Source organism: Corynebacterium mycetoides, from assembly GCF_900103625.1.
In the GTDB taxonomy this organism is placed as follows: Bacteria; Actinomycetota; Actinomycetes; order Mycobacteriales; family Mycobacteriaceae; genus Corynebacterium; species Corynebacterium mycetoides.
The window spans coordinates 1,622,818-1,638,903 of record NZ_LT629700.1; the positions used below are offsets into that span (position 1 = coordinate 1,622,818).

Annotated in this window: 13 protein-coding genes; 5 read left to right on the plus strand and 8 right to left on the minus strand. The window is 66.1% G+C overall.

Going from position 1 to position 16,086, the window contains the following annotated elements; all coding sequences use genetic code 11:
* Positions 1-3 precede the first annotated feature (3 nt).
* The 3 genes from BLS40_RS07755 to BLS40_RS07765 form a co-directional block, all read right to left on the minus strand.
* The gene (locus BLS40_RS07755) at positions 4-1,074 is read right to left on the minus strand and encodes a hypothetical protein (RefSeq protein WP_092150899.1); all 1,071 of its coding nucleotides are present in this window, start codon (positions 1,072-1,074) and stop codon (positions 4-6) included.
* Between the two features lie 89 nt (positions 1,075-1,163).
* Complete coding sequence (gene leuS, locus BLS40_RS07760; RefSeq protein ID WP_092150902.1) at positions 1,164-3,989, minus strand: leucine--tRNA ligase; 2,826 nt, start codon at positions 3,987-3,989, stop codon at positions 1,164-1,166.
* Between the two features lie 2 nt (positions 3,990-3,991).
* Entirely contained in the window at positions 3,992-5,689 is a 1,698-nt protein-coding gene (locus BLS40_RS07765) for a dihydroxyacetone kinase family protein (RefSeq protein WP_092150905.1), read from the minus strand.
* 93 nt (positions 5,690-5,782) lie between these two features.
* On the opposite strand from BLS40_RS07765, the gene BLS40_RS07770 reads away from it, so the two are divergent.
* Together BLS40_RS07770 and BLS40_RS07775 are read left to right on the plus strand one after the other, a co-directional pair.
* Positions 5,783-6,913 carry a glycerol dehydrogenase gene (locus BLS40_RS07770; RefSeq protein ID WP_092150908.1) on the plus strand — a complete coding sequence of 377 codons (1,131 nt, stop codon included), beginning with the start codon at positions 5,783-5,785 and terminating at the stop codon, positions 6,911-6,913.
* Between the two features lie 78 nt (positions 6,914-6,991).
* Complete coding sequence (locus BLS40_RS07775; protein WP_092150911.1) at positions 6,992-8,389, plus strand: GntP family permease; 1,398 nt, start codon at positions 6,992-6,994, stop codon at positions 8,387-8,389.
* Here the strand turns inward: BLS40_RS07775 and BLS40_RS07780 are convergent.
* Positions 8,349-8,867 carry a gluconokinase gene (locus tag BLS40_RS07780; protein WP_092150913.1) on the minus strand — a complete coding sequence of 173 codons (519 nt, stop codon included), beginning with the start codon at positions 8,865-8,867 and terminating at the stop codon, positions 8,349-8,351. The genes BLS40_RS07775 and BLS40_RS07780 overlap by 41 nt on opposite strands.
* A 30-nt stretch (positions 8,868-8,897) precedes the next feature.
* Complete coding sequence (locus tag BLS40_RS07785; protein ID WP_092150916.1) at positions 8,898-10,289, minus strand: amino acid permease; 1,392 nt, start codon at positions 10,287-10,289, stop codon at positions 8,898-8,900.
* A gap of 213 nt (positions 10,290-10,502) precedes the next feature.
* Between BLS40_RS07785 and BLS40_RS07790 the strand changes: the two genes are divergently transcribed.
* A complete protein-coding gene (locus BLS40_RS07790; protein ID WP_092150919.1) occupies positions 10,503-11,300 on the plus strand; it encodes an SDR family oxidoreductase in 798 nt (265 codons plus the stop codon).
* Positions 11,301-11,307: 7 nt separating this feature from the next.
* On the opposite strand, the gene BLS40_RS07795 is transcribed toward BLS40_RS07790, so the two are convergent.
* Positions 11,308-11,646, minus strand: a complete 339-nt coding sequence (locus BLS40_RS07795; RefSeq protein WP_092150922.1) for a hypothetical protein — start codon at positions 11,644-11,646, stop codon at positions 11,308-11,310.
* Between the two features lie 158 nt (positions 11,647-11,804).
* Between BLS40_RS07795 and BLS40_RS07800 the strand changes: the two genes are divergently transcribed.
* Entirely contained in the window at positions 11,805-12,686 is an 882-nt protein-coding gene (locus BLS40_RS07800) for a hypothetical protein (protein WP_157672461.1), read from the plus strand.
* Here BLS40_RS07800 and BLS40_RS07805 read toward each other — a convergent pair.
* Positions 12,683-14,113, minus strand: a complete 1,431-nt coding sequence (locus BLS40_RS07805; protein WP_092152230.1) for a DUF5129 domain-containing protein — start codon at positions 14,111-14,113, stop codon at positions 12,683-12,685. The genes BLS40_RS07800 and BLS40_RS07805 overlap by 4 nt on opposite strands.
* A 16-nt stretch (positions 14,114-14,129) precedes the next feature.
* Positions 14,130-14,840: a hypothetical protein gene (locus BLS40_RS07810; protein ID WP_092150927.1), complete on the minus strand. Its 711-nt coding sequence runs from the start codon at positions 14,838-14,840 to the stop codon at positions 14,130-14,132.
* Positions 14,841-14,970: 130 nt separating this feature from the next.
* Between BLS40_RS07810 and BLS40_RS07815 the strand changes: the two genes are divergently transcribed.
* Complete coding sequence (locus BLS40_RS07815) at positions 14,971-16,056, plus strand: ABC transporter ATP-binding protein (RefSeq protein WP_092150930.1); 1,086 nt, start codon at positions 14,971-14,973, stop codon at positions 16,054-16,056.
* The last annotated feature ends 30 nt before the right edge of the window (positions 16,057-16,086 follow it).

A 16,086-nucleotide genomic window follows, 5' to 3' on the forward strand; every position in this document is an offset into this window, starting at 1 on the left:
ACGCTAGAACTGGTTCGGTGTCTCCGTCGGCACCGGGCCGCCGGAGACCTGGCGGTAGGCGTACGCCATGGCCAGAATGCTGGCCGGGGTGATAATGATGGCCGCCAGGCCGAAGGTGATGACGACGACGATGCCCAGCAGGAAGGAAATCAGCCCGAACAGCAGCAGCTGGCCGTAGTTGCGGGTGCCCGCCCGGAAGCCCTCGCCGATGCACGCTGTAAACGGCGCGGCGTTGTCTGCCGCGTACCAGTACTGGAACATGAACAGCGGCGAGATGAGGTAGAGCAGGAACATCGTCACGCCGAGCAAGCCCAGGATCGCGCCCAGCGCCGGCAGAATGGCCATCGGGTCGTTCTCGATCTGGACGGGATCCAGCGAGCGGATCGCCTCCATCGCGTTCCCGCCGAAGAGGGAAGCGGCGATGAAGAAGACGACGAGGGAGATCGCGCCGAGAATCACGGCCATGAGGACGAGCATGCCCAGCGTGTTCCCGTACGCCGGCGCCTTCATGCCGTCGAACCTCCAGTGGCGCGACAGTGTCTGCAGCAGCGCGAACGAGTAGGCGAAGGGGGCGAGGAAGAGGATCGCGAACTGCACGACGGCCCCGAGCGGCGGGAAAATCAGATTGAACACCATGGGCGCCACGACGGCGATGAGCCCGATGACGATCCACAGCTTCCAGTTGGCGAAGGTCTGCTTGAAACCGAATCCCCACGCCTCGAGGGCGTTCATCTTGCCGGTGCCCTTGACGTGCAGCCACCCGTTGACCTGAGGGTCATTCACGGGGTGGAGCTGTGTTCCGTCGCCGTAGGTGCCGTCAACCAGGGTTGTGCCGTGGAAGCGGGTGGCTCCGTGCCCTGCCGCCGCGGCATTCACGTCGAACTGCGTGAAGTCTGAGACGCCGGGGGAGTAGGGGTCTTGCTCGCTACCGTAACCGTTGTAACCGGTGTAACCGTTGTAGCCGGTGTAGCCGGAGCTGTCGGGGGTTCCGTAGGTGCCCTGGCCGTAATTCTCCGGGTGGTTCTCCGGGTGGTTGTCCTGCGGGTCGGTTCCGCCGGTGTATCGGGTGGACATCGATGCGCCTTTCCTTGAGCCAACATGTGCTTTTCTTGGACGCTTTGAGAATATCAGTCCACCTATACCCGCACCCGGCGGGCGAGCGGCTACTTCACCACCAGGTTCACCATCCGGCCCGGGACGACAATGGTCTTGACCACGTTCTTTCCGTCGATGAGCTCGGCCACGCGGGCGTCGGCAAGCGCGGCGGCTTCAATCGCCTTCTGGTCGGCGTCGGCGGGCACGTCAATGCGGGCCTTGACTTTGCCGTTGATTTGGACGGGGATTTCGACGGTGTCGTCGACAAGCAGGGCTTCGTCGAAGTCGGGGAACGGCTCGAAGGTCACAGTGTCCGGGTTGCCCAGCCGCGACCAGAGCTCCTCCGCGATGTGCGGGGCGAGGGGGGCGACCATCTGCACGAGCGGCGCCACGGCTGCGCGCGGCACCGGGCCGTCGTACGTCTTGGTCAGGTAGTTGACAAACTCGATGAGCTTGGCCACCACGGTGTTATCGCGCAGGTTCTCGTAGTCCTCGCGCACCCCGGCGATGGTGCGGTGCAGCGCCTTCGCGTCCTCCGTACTCAGCTCGAGATCCGCGGCCCGCAGCTCGCCGGTTTCCTCGTCCACCACGAGGCGCCAGAGGCGCTGCAGGAAGCGGTGCGAGCCCACGACATCCTTGGTGGCCCACGGGCGCGACGTATCCAGCGGGCCCATGGACATCTCGTAGACGCGCAGGGTGTCGGCGCCGTAGTCGCGGCCGATCTCATCCGGGGCGACAGCATTCTTCAACGACTTGCCCATCTTGCCGTACTCCTGGGTGACCTCCTGGCCCTCGTAGAAGTACTTCCCGTCACGCTCGACCACCTCGGCGGCCGGGACGTAGACGCCACGGGAATCCGTGTAGGCGTAGGCCTGGATGTAGCCCTGGTTGTACAGGCGGCGGTACGGCTCGCGGGAGGTGACAAAGCCCAGGTCAAAGAGCACCTTGTGCCAGAAGCGGGCGTAGAGCAGGTGCAGCACCGCGTGCTCCACGCCGCCGACGTAGAGGTCCACGCCGCCCGGGTCGTTCTCCCCGCGCGGGCCGGTCCAGTAGCGCTCGTTCTCCAGCGCGCAGAACTCCTCCTGGTTGGTGGGGTCGATGTAGCGCAGCTGGTACCACGACGATCCCGCCCACTGCGGCATGACGTTGGTGTCGCGGTAGTAGGTCTTCTCGCCCTCGCCCAGATCGAGGGTGACCTCCACCCAGTCGGTGGCCTTGGCCAGCGGGGGAGCGGGAACGGAGTCCGCGTCGTCCGGGTCGAAGGAGACGGGGTTGTAGTCGTCCACCTGCGGCAGCTCCACCGGCAGCATGTCCTCGGGCAGAGAATGGGCCTGGCCGTTCTCGTCGTAGACGATGGGGAAGGGCTCGCCCCAGTAGCGCTGCCGGGCGAAGAGCCAGTCACGCAGCTTGTACTGGATGCGCTCCTCGCCGTGGCCGTTTTCCACGAGCCAGCTTATCGACGCCTCAATCGCGTCACCCTTGGCCCTGCCGTTGAGGTCCAACCCCGAGTCGTTGGCAGAGTTAATATGCGGCGCATCGCCCGTGAACGCCTCTGCCGACACGTCGGACTCGAGCACCGGGACGATGGGCAGGCCGAAGACCTGGGCGAACTCGTAGTCGCGCTCGTCGTGGGCGGGCACGGCCATGATCGCGCCGGTGCCGTAGCCGGTGAGCACGTAGTCCGCGATGAACACGGGCACCCGCTCGCCGTTGACGGGGTTGACGGCAAACGAGCCGAGGAACACGCCCGTCTTTTCCTTGTTCTCCTGGCGCTCCACGTCGGACTTGGCGGCGATGGCCCGCCTGTAGGCGGCCACCGCCTCGGCGGGCGTGGCCTGCCCGTTGGTCCAGGCGGGGTTAACGTCGGCGGGGTAGGAGGCGGCCACCAGGGCGTCGACAAGCTCGTGCTCGGGGGCGAGGACGACGTAGCTGGCGCCGAAGAGCGTGTCCGGGCGGGTGGTGAAGACATCGATCGCGCCGGCGTCGGATGCGAAGGACACCTGCGCGCCGCGGGAACGGCCGATCCAATTGCGCTGCATGGACTTGACCTTCTCCGGCCAGTCGAGCAGCTCGAGGTCGTCGAGAAGGCGGTCGGAGTAGGCCGTGATGCGCATCATCCACTGGCGCAGGCGCTTACGGAAGACAGGGTAGTTGCCGCGCTCGGAGCGGCCGTCCGCGGTGACCTCCTCGTTCGCCAGCACCGTGCCCAGGCCCGGGCACCAGTTGACCATGGAATCGGAGAGGTAGACGAGGCGGAACTCATCAATCGCGGCGTGCCTTTCCGCGGTGGTCAGGTCGCGGAAGTCGCGGCCGTCCTTGGTGGTGCGCGCGCCCGTCATCAGATCGCGCACCAGATCCTCGATGGGGCGGGCCTTCTGCTGCTCCTCGTCGAACCAGGCGTTGTAGATCTGCAGGAAGATCCACTGCGTCCAGCGGTAGAAATCCTTGTCCGTGGTGGCCACCGCGCGGCGGCGGTCATGCCCCAGACCCAGCGCGTCGAGCTGGCGGGTCATGTTCTCGATGTTCGCCTCGGTGGTCGTGCGCGGGTGGGTGCCCGTCTGGATCGCGTACTGCTCCGCCGGCAGGCCGAACGCGTCGTAACCGAGGGTGTGCAGCACGTTCTTGCCCAGCATACGGTTGTAGCGGGCGTAGACGTCGGTGGCGATGTAGCCCAGCGGGTGGCCCACGTGCAGGCCGGCGCCCGAGGGGTAGGGGAACATGTCCTGGACGTTGAGTTTGTCCGCGGGCAGCTCCTCACCGGTGGCGAGATCCCCCACCGGGTTCGGCGCGTTGAATGTGCCGTTGTCGCGCCAGTAGCGCTGCCACTTCTGCTCGATCTCATTCGCCAGCCCCGCCGTGTAGCGGAAGGCGGGCCCCTCGGTCGCGTTAGTCATGCTTAGACAGTGTAGTGGGTGGCCACCGGGTCCTCGGACCCGAGGAGCCAGGTCACCACGATCGCGCCGGGGTCCGGCACGTCCTTCGTGGACTCGCCGAGGTAGGAGGCGCGGCCCTTCTTCGCCGAGATCTCGCGGGTGTGCGCCACGCCCTCGACGGCCGCCTCGCGGGCGGCGGCCATGGCCTCCTCGAGCGGGGTGCCGGGGTCGATCTCCGCCAGCGCCCGAGCGGCGGGGTAGAGGGCGTCCACCATCGTCTTGTCACCGTACTCCGCCCCGCCGAGCTCGTGGATGGCCTCGTACGCGCTGTTCAGCCCCGCCGCGAGCGACTCCGTGGTGAGGCGGTCCTCCACGGCGTGGGAGAGCTCGGTGAACAGGGTGCCGAAGACGGCTCCCGATGTTCCCCCGGAGCGCACGAGGCAGCGGTGGGCGAGGCCCTCGAGGATGTCGCCGTCGCGGCCTCGCAGGGGCAGCTCGATGTCGCCGAAGGCAGCGTCGATGTTGGCGCCGAAGTCGCCGTCGCCGGCGATGCGGTCCAGCTCGGTGAGGTCGTCCACGCCCGCCTGGGCCCGCTCGATGAAGCCCGTCAGCCAGAGGTTCTCCTCGCCGGTCTCCGGCAGCTTGTCGGCGAAGCTCATCTCCGCCGGGGCAAACGTTGCCTCGGTGCCGATTGCGGCGGGCCAGGCCGGGGCGGCCGTGGGGGCGTCGAGAAGCTCTGCGATCTCGTCGTTGCAGCGCGTGAGCGTGACGGACACGCCGTGCATGTTGACGGAGGTGACGAAGGTGCCGTTGAGGCTGCGGCGCACGGTGATGCCGCGCTCGGCGAGCCAGGTGAGCACCTCGCCGAACACGAGGTGGATCTCGAGCAGGGTGGTGCCGCCGAGCCCGTTGGTCAAGCAGACGACCTCGTCGCCGTCTGCGAGCCCGAGCGCCTCGACGATGCCGGGCAGGATCGCCTCGACGATGTCGCGCGCCGACTTGATCTTCTCGCGGGCCACGCCACGCTCGCCGTGAATACCCACGCCGACCTCCATGTCGCCGCTGTCCAGGTCGAAGGTGTCGCGGCCCGAGGTGGGCAGGTATCCCGGCGCGAGCGCGACGGCCATGCTGCGGGAGTTGTCGGCGACCCACTGGGCCTTCTCCCGCACCGTCTCGAGGTCGTCTCCGCGGCGGGCGGCGGCGCCGGCAACCTTTTCCACGAGGATGGTGGCTGCGGTGCCGCGCCGGCCGGGCCCCTCCTCGTCGCCCCGCTCGGTGGCGATGTCCTCCTTGACCACCACGGTGGCGGTCTCCACCTCCGGGGTCATGCGGCAGGCGACGGAGAAGTTCATCACGTCGCCGGTGTAGTTCTTCACCACGTGCAGCACCCCGCGGCCCTGGTCCGCCCACGCGGTCGCCTCCGCGATCTGCACGGCGTTGGGGGAGGTGAACAGGTGCCCGGGGCACGCCGCGGCGAGCATGCCCCGGCCGATGAAGCCGCTGTGCATGGGCTCGTGGCCCGAGCCGCCGCCCGAGATCACGGCGACGGCCGGCTCCCCGCTGTCGGTGACCACGGGGGAGGCCTGGTGGATGAAGCCCGCCGGGTTCCACTCCGCATCCGGGTGGGCGGCGACGGTGCCTCCCACCGCCTCCGCCGAGAAATCGTGCGGGTTGTTGCGGAAGGAGCGCAGGGGCGGTGAGGGCTGTGCGTTGTCGGCCATGCACAAAAGGATAATGAAAGTCGCTACTCGCACATAACGCCGTGGTCGCCTAGGGTGGGGCGCCAGAGGATCTCCCGACAGAAAGCAAAGACGATGACCGTTTCCCATACACAGGACAAGATGTACACGGGGCCTTCCCGCTACGTGCAGGGCATCGACCTTATTGACCGCGCCGCACACTACCTCAAGCCGCTCGGTTCGGCCCCGCTCATCATCGCCGACGAGGTCGTCTGGGACATCGCGGGCCAGATGCTTCAGGACAGCCTTCGCGGCGACGGGATGGAGGCCACGCACGAGGTTTTCGGTGGCGAGGCTTCTCTGAACGAGATCGGCCGCATTGTGGAGAAAGCACAGGCGGGCGAAACCGACGTGATCATCGGCCTCGGCGGCGGCAAGACCATCGACACCGCCCGCGCCGTGGCCGACAAGCTTTCCCTGCCAGTAGCAATTTTCCCCACTGCCGTGTCTGCCGACGCGCCGACCGCCCGCGTCTCCGTGATCTACACCGACGAGGGCGTGTTCGACTCCTACCTCTTCTACGACCGCAACCCAGACCTCGTGGCGGTGGACACCCGCGTCATCGCGAACGCGCCCGTGCGCACGCTTCGCTCCGGGCTTGGCGACGCCCTCGCAACCCTCGTGGAGGCCCGCGCCGTGCACCGCGCCAACGGCCGCCGCATGGACGACTCCTCCCGCCCCACCTTGGCCGGCCTGGCGCTGGCGGAAAAGTGCGAGGAGACGCTCTTTGCCTACGCCCACCAGGCGCTGAAGGACGCGGAGGAGCACATCGTTTCCCCGGCACTCGAGGCCATCTGTGAGGCGAACACGCTGCTGTCCGGCCTGGGCTTCGAAAACGGGGGGCTGGCCGCCGTCCACGCGATCCACAACGGCTTCACCGCCCTCGACGGCGACATCCACCACATGTCGCACGGCGAGAAGGTGGCCTTCGGTATCGGCGTGCAGCTCATGCTCACCGGCGCCACCCGCGAGGAGGCCGACCGCTACTTCGGCTTCCTCCAGTCCGTCGGCCTGCCGACCACCCTGGAGGAGATCCACCTCGCCGACGCCACCGACGACGACCTGTACAAGATCGCCGAGCTCGCCTGCTCCAGCGAGGAGACGCTGAAGCAGATGCCGGGCGAGCACACCCCAACCGACGTCGTGCAGGCGATCCGCGCGGCGGACCGCTACGCCCGCTCGCTGCGCGAGCGCAACGCTCAGTAGTCCCTTCACGTTCCGAGCTGATACGTTTTTTGGGAAAATCACTCGCATCCCGCGAGAGGTTCCCGAGAGAGGTTAAGCATGGAAAATTGGACCCCTGTGCTGGGCGCAGGCCCGTTATTGGCTATTACCGCTGCGGCAGTGGCGCTGATTTTGGTGATGGTCATCGTCTTGCGCGTCCACGCGTTCCTGGCGCTGATCATCGCCTCCGCACTGACCGCCATCGCCGCAGGCATCCCGCTGAGCGGCGTCGTACCCACGATGACGCAGGGTTTCGGCAGCACGCTCGCATCCGTCGCGCTCCTCGTGGGGCTCGGCGCGATGGTGGGGCGGCTCGTGGAGGTCTCCGGCGGGGCAAAATCGCTTGCCGAGGCCCTAGTCAACGCCTTCGGTGAGCACCGCGCGCCCCTCGCCCTCGGGGTGGCCTCGCTCATCATGGGCTTCCCCATCTTCTTCGACGCGGGCTTGATCGTCATGCTGCCCATCATCTTCGCTGTGGCTCGCCGCCTCAACGGCCCGCTTCTGGCGTACGGCATTCCGGCGGCCGGCGCGTTCTCCGCGATGCACGTCTTCGTTCCCCCGCACCCCGGCCCCGTCGCCGCCGCCGAATTCTTCAGCGCCCGGATGGACTTGGTGCTGCTCTTCGGCCTGATCGTGGCCCTGCCCACCTGGTACGTCTCCGGATACCTGTGGGGCGTGTTCCTGGGCAAGAAGTACCCGTTCACTGTTTCCGACGCGCTGATCGGGCGCGAGATCGACGACGCCGACCTTCCGCGCACCCCTGCGGGCCCCGGCGCGGTGGTGTTCATCCTGCTCCTGCCCATGCTGCTCATCTTCGGTAACACGGGCCTGAACGCGCTGGCTACGGCGGGCGTGATTCCGGAGGATGCCAACTGGGTGGAATTCTTCTCCTTCCTCGGCCAGACCCCGATCGCGCTGCTGATTACCGTGTTGGTGGCGATGGTTCTGCTGGGCACCCGGGGCGGTTTCTCCCGCGATCGCATCGAGAAGATTGTGGACAGCGCTCTCGGCCCGGTGTGCGCCGTCATTCTGATTACCGGCGCCGGCGGGATGTTCGGCGGCGTGCTGCGCACATCCGGCATCGGTGACGCACTGGCGGACTCCATGGCAGGCCTCGGCATCCCCGTCATCCTCGCCTGCTACCTCATCGCGCTCGCGCTCCGCCTCGCCCAGGGGTCGGCAACGGTCGCGCTGACCACGGCGGCCGCTCTCATGGTCCCCGCCGTGGAGGCCGGCGGCTATTCGGCGACCCAGCTCGCGCTCGTGGTGCTGGCCACCGCCGCCGGCTCGGTCTTCGGCAGCCACGTCAACGACTCCGGTTTCTGGCTGGTCGGCCGGCTCATGGGAATGGACACCGCGACCACGCTCAAGACGTGGACCGTCAACCAGGTCCTCGTCAGCGTGGTTGGCTTCGCCATCATTCTGGCGATGTTTGGCGCAGCCACCGCGCTGCGTTAAGCGCAATCTCCTCGGGGGGAGAGGAGACATCGAAGACATGACCGGCTTCGTCATCACCCAGCGGCTCGAGGGTGGCGAACTGGCTGTTGAGCAGCTCGGGCGGCATGAAATGGCCGGGCCGAGTTTTCATGCGCTCATACAGAAGGTCAAAGGACCCGACGAGGTGCACGAAGTAGACATCGGGGGCATAGCGGCGAATCAGGTCGCGGTAGGCGCGCTTTAGCGCGGAGCATCCGAGCACGAGGCCTTCGGGGTGCTCCGCCAGCCGCTTGCCGACGGCTTCGAGCCAGGGCGCCCGGTCGACGTCGTTAAGCGGCTGGCCCGATGCCATCTTCTCCACATTCGCGCGCGGGTGGAGGTCATCCCCGTCGAGGTAGTCCAGCCCGAGGATCGCGGCGAGGTGCGCACCCACCGTCGACTTCCCCGAGCCGGACACACCCATGACGACAACACGCAGCGCAGGTATGCCAGGGTTCATCGGGCCAAGTTTACCTTCCGCATGACATCTCTAGCGGAAGATCTCCCACACGGATACGGCCATGATCACCACACCCATGACGCCGACGATAAGCGCGTCGGGGCGGTTGGCGTAGTGGGCGTAGGCCTTGGCCCTGCGGAACAGCAGGAACGGCACGAGGTAGACCAAGAACGTCATGAAGATGCCGCCGATGACGGAGATGAAGTCGAGGATCGACGGGTTGATTACCGCAACCGCCACCCCGGTGATGAAGACGAACGCAAGCACCGACCCACGCAGCACGCGGTCACTGATTCCGTGCGTCGCCTGCGGCGCGATGACGCGCACCAGGTAGGTGGTGCCCTCCTCCGTGCCCAGGAGGTGGCCGAAGTAGGAGGACGCGATTGCGCAGATCGCGACAATCGGGGTGATCACTGCCATGAACGGGGTGTTGGTGACGTTGGCGAAGTAGCTGAGCACGGGCAGGTTCTGGGCGGTCGCCTCCTCGAGACCGCGCGCCCCCAGCGCGAGCGTACACGACCACACGAAAAACATGGTGAAGGCGACGAGCAGGGCAGAGGTGATCAACTCGATGCGCGAGACCTGCCGCTCAGTCGCGGCGACGTCACCGTTTTTGGCCTTCTGCACGTCGAGGGCGAACTGCGAGATCGCGGCCATGTGGCTGAAGGAGAACACGAGCACCGGCAAGATCAGCAGCAGCGCCTGCCACGGCGGAGTCGGCGACTCGTACGAGCGGAAGCTCGCGAGATCCCACCGGGGGATGAGGTAGACCGACACACCGGCCAGGGAGACGATAAGGGGGTAGACGAGGATGTTCGCGAACCACAGTGTCGCCTTCTTGCCCAGGGCGAAAGCTCCGGTTAACAGGCCGACGCACACCGTGGCCAGCAACACGCGGTTGACCTGGCCCAGGTGCATCTGGTTGACCAGGAAACTGTCCATCGTGTTGGTGATCGATATCGCGTAGACCAGTACCGTGGGGTAAATGGCCAACCAGTACATCACGGCGGTGATCACGCCGCGCTTGCGCCCCGTCAAAGCGGTAACTACCTGCAGCACGTCGAGCCCTTTCTCGGGCGAGGCGCCGACAATGCGGGCGTACATGCGGTGGGAGAAGAAGACGAGGGGACCGATGAAAATGGTGGCGATCACCAGGGGCCAGAACCCGAAGCTGCCGGCGTTGAGCGGGAGGAAGAGGATTCCGGCCCCCACCGCCGTGCCGAAGAGCGTGATCACCCATGACAGGAAGGTGCCGTTCGGGTCAGAGCCCCGTCGGTTGAGGCGAATCTGATCCGCGTCGGCGGGGGTGAGGTTCTCCATGTGGAACTCATCGCGCGCCTGCTTCAGGTGCTCCTCGCTGTGGAGCTCCGGCAAGGCGGGGCCCGGCTGGCTGTCGGAGCCGTTGTTGTGAGTTGGGGTCATGACTTCCTTGTTTCCGTGCCCGTTAACGGGCGCTGCCGATGATGCCGCGAGGCAAGTGACCGGATTGATGTTAGTGGCACCAATTACCCGGCAGAAGGTTGCGCAGCCCCTCTACGTCGGGGCGGGGTTTAGTGAGCGACCTTGAAGTATGCGCAACTCTCGTCACCCTGGGCAGTGCCAGCCAGTGACAATGGATTCGCATAAGGAGTTAACGTGAAGATCGATCTCAGCAACCGTTTCAAAGACAAAACCGTCATTATCACCGGTGGCGCGTCGGGCTTGGGCCTCGCCGCCGCCGAGCGTATCGCCGCCGAGGGGGGCAGCCTCCTGCTCGTGGATATGAACGAGGACGGCCTCGCCGACGCCAAGAAGAACCTCGAATCCGACTACCCGGGCGTGAAGGTGGAGACTTTCGCCGCGGACGTCTCCCAGGAGGAGCAGGTTAAGGCGTACGTGGATAAGGCCATCGAGGTGTTCGGACAGATCGACGGCTTCTTCAACAACGCCGGTATCGAGGGCAAGCAGAACCTCACCCACGAGTTCGGGGCCGATGAGTTTGCGAAGGTCATCGGCGTGAACCTCAACGGCGCCTTCTTCGGAATGCAGGAAGTGCTCAAGCACATGAAGGAGCGCGGTTACGGGCGCATCGTGAACGCGGCGTCCGTCGGCGGCATCCGCGGCGTGGGCAACCAGTCCGGCTACGCCGCCTCCAAACATGGCGTAGTGGGCCTTACCCGCAACTCCGCCCGCGAGTACGGCCAGGACGGCATCTCCATCAACGCCATTGCTCCCGGCGCGATCATGACCGACATGGTGGAGAAGTCCCTGCGCCAGATGGGCGGCGACGATTGGGAAGCCGCAGGCAAGGAGTTTGTCAAGGTCAACCCGAAGAACCGCTTCGGCAAGCCGGAGGAGGTTGGCGCGCTTGTCGCGTTCCTGCTCTCCGAGGAGTCCGGGTTCATCAACGGCACCGTCGTCCCGTTCGACGGCGGCCAGCACGCCATGTACTAGTGAGGCGCTACCCCTCGGTTGACTGCTCCTGCCATTGAAGCGCGCAACCCAGCGCCTCGAGCACCTCGTAGGCCTCGGTCGTCGCCTCTGCCAGCGAGTGCTCGAGGTCATCTCCGCCGGCGGTGATGTCTACGACGGCCCTATCCGCCTCCGCGGAAATTTCCTGCACAATCCAGTCGGAGCGCCCGCGTACCCCGAGGGCATCGACCGACAGATCCTCCATCCATTCCATGACGGAGTCGCGGGCGTGTTCGCCAGTGACAGTCAGTCGTACGCGTGCCCGCGCGTCGTCGTTAGCGGCGACAGCGCTCAGCCAGTCCCGGTTGACCTCGTAGCGGTTGCTCATGGGTACCAAGGGTAGTTAAACATCCTGCTCGACGGCGTAGCTGAGTGTTTCCTTTCCTTCTGCCACCGGCACCATATAGGCCGCGGGAGTATAGCGCCTGGGCAAGTCGAGCCCTTTCCCGCTGCAATCACCGCGCGGGAGGAATACACTTTATGTTCATGATCGGCTACGTTAAACGTATTCTCGTAGGTTTCGCAGCCGGGGCGTGTGTCAGCTGCTTCGCCGTCCCCGCGGCTGCCGCTGCCCCCGCTCCGGGGAACCTGGGTGCTGTCCCGCCGCGGACGAGCATCTCGTTCACGCACTCCCCGAGCGGAACGACGGTGGGCACACCCAACCAGCACGAGTCCCGGCCGGGTCTCTCGCTGGTGAAGCTCTACATCGCCGATTACGTGTACGATCACGGCACCGAGGCGGAAAAGGCAGCTGCGTTCCGGATGCTGCAAACCTCGGACGACGCGATCGCGCTGTCCCTGTACACCGCCTACCCCCAATCGATCGCGGTGACCGCCGAGAAGTACGGCCTAGGTGACACCCACGCGGCGAGCCACTGGGGCAACAGCACGACTTCCACCTACGACGCTTCCACGTTTTTGGAGGCGCGCAAGCGCGACCACGGCTTGCAGGATCCCATTTTGGTCGCCCTCGCCACCGCCACACCGGTCGCCGCCGACGGGTACGCGCAGAACTACGGCACCGCGCTGGTTCCGGGGGTTATCGGCACCAAGTGGGGGTGGTCGGATGACCGGGCCTCAGTGCATGCGAGCGCCTCGTACGGCACCGACTTCAGCATGTCCGCGCAGACGTACGGCCCGGCAACCCAGCTCACGGCGGATGTGTTGGAGGCCTTCCCGAGCGGTTCCCCCGCACAGCGAGCGCTTGTCGACGCCACCATGGCAGCGCACTCAGCGGTCGACTCGGCCGCTGCGGCCGTTGGCTCCGTCCCAGGTTCCTCCGGCGCCGCTGCGTCGGGTGCCGACACCGCGCATGCGGGCATCGACAGCGCGTCCGCACAGGTGAGAGCGCTCATGGCTACGCCCTAGTAGCTGCTCGAACCGCCCGAGCCCGAAAAGCCGGAGCTGAAGGACGAATTGGTGCTGGAGGACGATTGCGCAGCCCGCTCCGCCTCAACGTTTGAGTCGTGCCAGCTGCTCATGGCCACGTACGGCACGTAGCCGGAGTAGTGGAAGCTGGTGTCGTAAATCGCGGGGCGTTCAAGCTTCGTGTGCTCCGTGACGTCGCTGAACTCCTTGCGCTTGACTGCGTCGAGAAGCACGCGGTAGTCACCCAGAACGCGCACGAACTTGTCCAGGAACTGCGGGTCGGTGGGGTTGCGGTCGAGCTCGTCGACCCGGGACTCCAGGTTCGCCAGCTCCGCCTTGATGCCCTTGTCTCTCACACCGAGACGCGCCTGCATGATGTCCTCCCGGATGTCTGTCAGATCCGAGCGGCGCGCGGCGGCATCTCCGTTTTCCACTGCGAAGAGGCGGTTGATGTTGTCTTCGGCGTTGGATGTGTGGCGAACGGACTCCGCGGCGTCCGCTAGCTGCTTGCGGTGCTCCCACACCTGTTTGTCGTCGTCCATGTTTATGCTGGCGATCCCGCCCGCGCCAGATACGGTCTCGTGCAGCCCCAGGAAGCGGTCGCGCACCTCGGCCCACTGCGCCCGCATTTCCTTATCCGCAAACGCGCTGCTGAGCGAGTTGGCGCGGATGTCTACCTCGTTCAGCCGCTGCCCCAGCTGCGCGTACTCGCGGGTGACCAGCTCAAAGTCCTCGCGGCCCTGGGCCACGGCCCTGCGGCGTCGGTTGATGGAACCGACGGTGAAGGCGGATCCCGCCAAGCCCACTCCGCCGGCGAGAACTCCCGCGGCAACGCCGCTGCCGATTCTGTCGCCCCTCGCGTCACCAATGACGTAGGACTCAATGTCCGCGGCATCCATGGCCGTGCTAGCGCCGGCGAACATTGCCGCCGGGATGTTGTTGTCGCGCATGCCCGGCTTCATGGCGTCGTTTACCCTCTCCAGCCGCTCACCTTCGCGCAGGTAGAGCTGATCGGCGACGTCCTCGCCGCCGAATGCGAACACCTGACGCTGCTCGGTGCCGGCGCCGATGATGAGCACCCCGTCGGCGAATGTGTCCTCGCGGATCTGGTCGGGATAATTGTCACGCATGAACTCCTCGACGGTGTCGTTGACATTCTCGTGCGTCTGGTTGAACACCATCCAGTGGAGCGTCTGCACGGTCGACGGAGCGTCGAGGCGCTCGGCGTCCCGCATCATGCGCGCCTCGTCCTCGGGGGAGAGCAGATCATGCGGGTCGTCAATGACAACGTTCGGCGCGCCCACTGTGCTCACCGCGACTTGTTCGCGTGTGGGGATGTCGACAAGGGACGCAGCGGGCACGCCAACGCCGAGGCCCACCAGGGCCGTGATTGCCACTACCGCGCCGATTTGCGCACCACTCGCCATGGCGCGCATTCTACCGTCAAAAGGGCTCTGCCACAGCGCGTCCGATGACGACGGCATCGGGCTCAATGAGCTCGGTCAGGTTCGCTTCGACCGTTTCTATCGCGTCGGCGGTGAGGAACCACCCGGACCACGCCTCCTTGCCGGGGGAGAAGAAGCGGTCGCCCGTGCCGATGATGTTCAGGGTGGCGTCGCGCACCCACAGCGGCCCGACGAGTGAGGCGTGCTCGGTTCCTTCGAGCAGACCGAGTTCGGGGTGGTAGGCGACGACGTGTGAGTGCGTGATCAGGGCGTCGAAAAGCGAGCGGACATGGGGGACGGCTGATTCCGCGCCGAGGTAGACCACGGTGACCAACGACAGCGGGCGCTCGCCGATGCCGTCGCGGGTGACCAGGCCGGTGAGCCCGCCGAGGGTGGAGGGGTAGCGGGCGGTCACGAACGGGTCGTCCAGGAAGAATTGCTCGATACGGTTGTCGCGGTCGATCCCGTTGAAATCAACAAGCGCGTTGAGTTCGTAGAGCCGCATGGAGCCCGGGTCGCGGAGGTTTCCGTATGCGGCCTCGGTGCGCAGGTCCCAGAGGATAAATTGGTCGTCGATGGGGTGGGGTGCGGGGGAGAGCGCCAGCACCTCCGCGCCGCTGGTCTCCACCCTGCCGCGCCAGATAGCGTATGCGTCCGCCGCATCCTCGCTATGCGCGATGAAGTGGGTGGTGACGATCTCGGCGGCCATGGCACCCAAGGATACCGCGGATACAGCGTCGGGCAGCGCCCATGTTTCACGTGAAACATGGGGTGTAGTTTGTAAGTGCAACCCCACTACGGATCGTTCGGCACGTTCCTGCCGATGGAGGAGAATCATTATGGCCAGCGTCACCTTCGACAACGCAATGCGCATCTACCCGGGGGCGGATACCCCCTCCGTCGACGCGCTCGACCTTGAGATCGCGGACGGAGAGTTCCTCGTCCTCGTTGGACCTTCCGGCTCCGGCAAATCCACCGCGCTGCGCATGCTCGCCGGCCTGGAGGAGACAAACTCCGGACGCATTCTCATCGGCGACCGCGACGTGACCAACCTCGAGCCCAAGGAACGCGACATCGCCATGGTGTTCCAGAACTACGCGCTCTACCCGCACATGTCCGTACGCGAGAACATGGGCTTCGCCCTCAAGCTCGCCGGGATGGACAAGGCGCGGATCAACGAGCGCGTCGAGGAAGCCGCGCGCACCCTCGACCTCACCGAATACCTCGACCGCAAGCCGAAGGCCCTGTCCGGCGGACAGCGGCAGCGCGTGGCAATGGGCCGAGCCATCGTCCGCCAGCCGCAGGTCTTCCTCATGGACGAGCCGCTGAGCAACCTCGACGCCAAGCTGCGCGTGCAGACCCGCACGCAGATCGCCAGCCTGCAGCGCCGCATGGGCGTGACCACCCTGTATGTCACCCACGATCAGACCGAGGCGCTGACCATGGGCGACCGCATCGCCGTGCTCAACTTCGGCGTGCTGCAGCAGGTGGGCACCCCGCGCGAGCTCTACGACACCCCGCGCAACGTCTTCGTCGCCGGTTTCATCGGCTCGCCGGCCATGAACCTGGCCACCTTCACCGTTGACCCCTCCACCCGCACGGCTTCCGCGGGCGAGGCGAGCATTGCGCTTGATAGCGCCCATCTGAGCGCGCTGACCCCCTCCGACAACAACCAGATTGTGCTCGGGTTCAGGCCCGAGGCGCTCGAAATGGTCGGCGCCGAGGCCGAGGGTGCCTTCCCCGTTCACGTGGACATCGTGGAGGAGCTGGGATCGGACTCGTACCTCTACGGCACACTCGCCGGGGGCGACCTCGTAGTGCGCACGCCCCCGCGCTCGGGCGTGCGGGAGGGCGACACCGTCCACGTCCGCGTCGTCCCTGGCGAACTGCACGCGTTCAGTGCCTCCACGGGGGAGCGCATCTAGCCGCGAATGAATAAAGGGGCCGATGTTTCA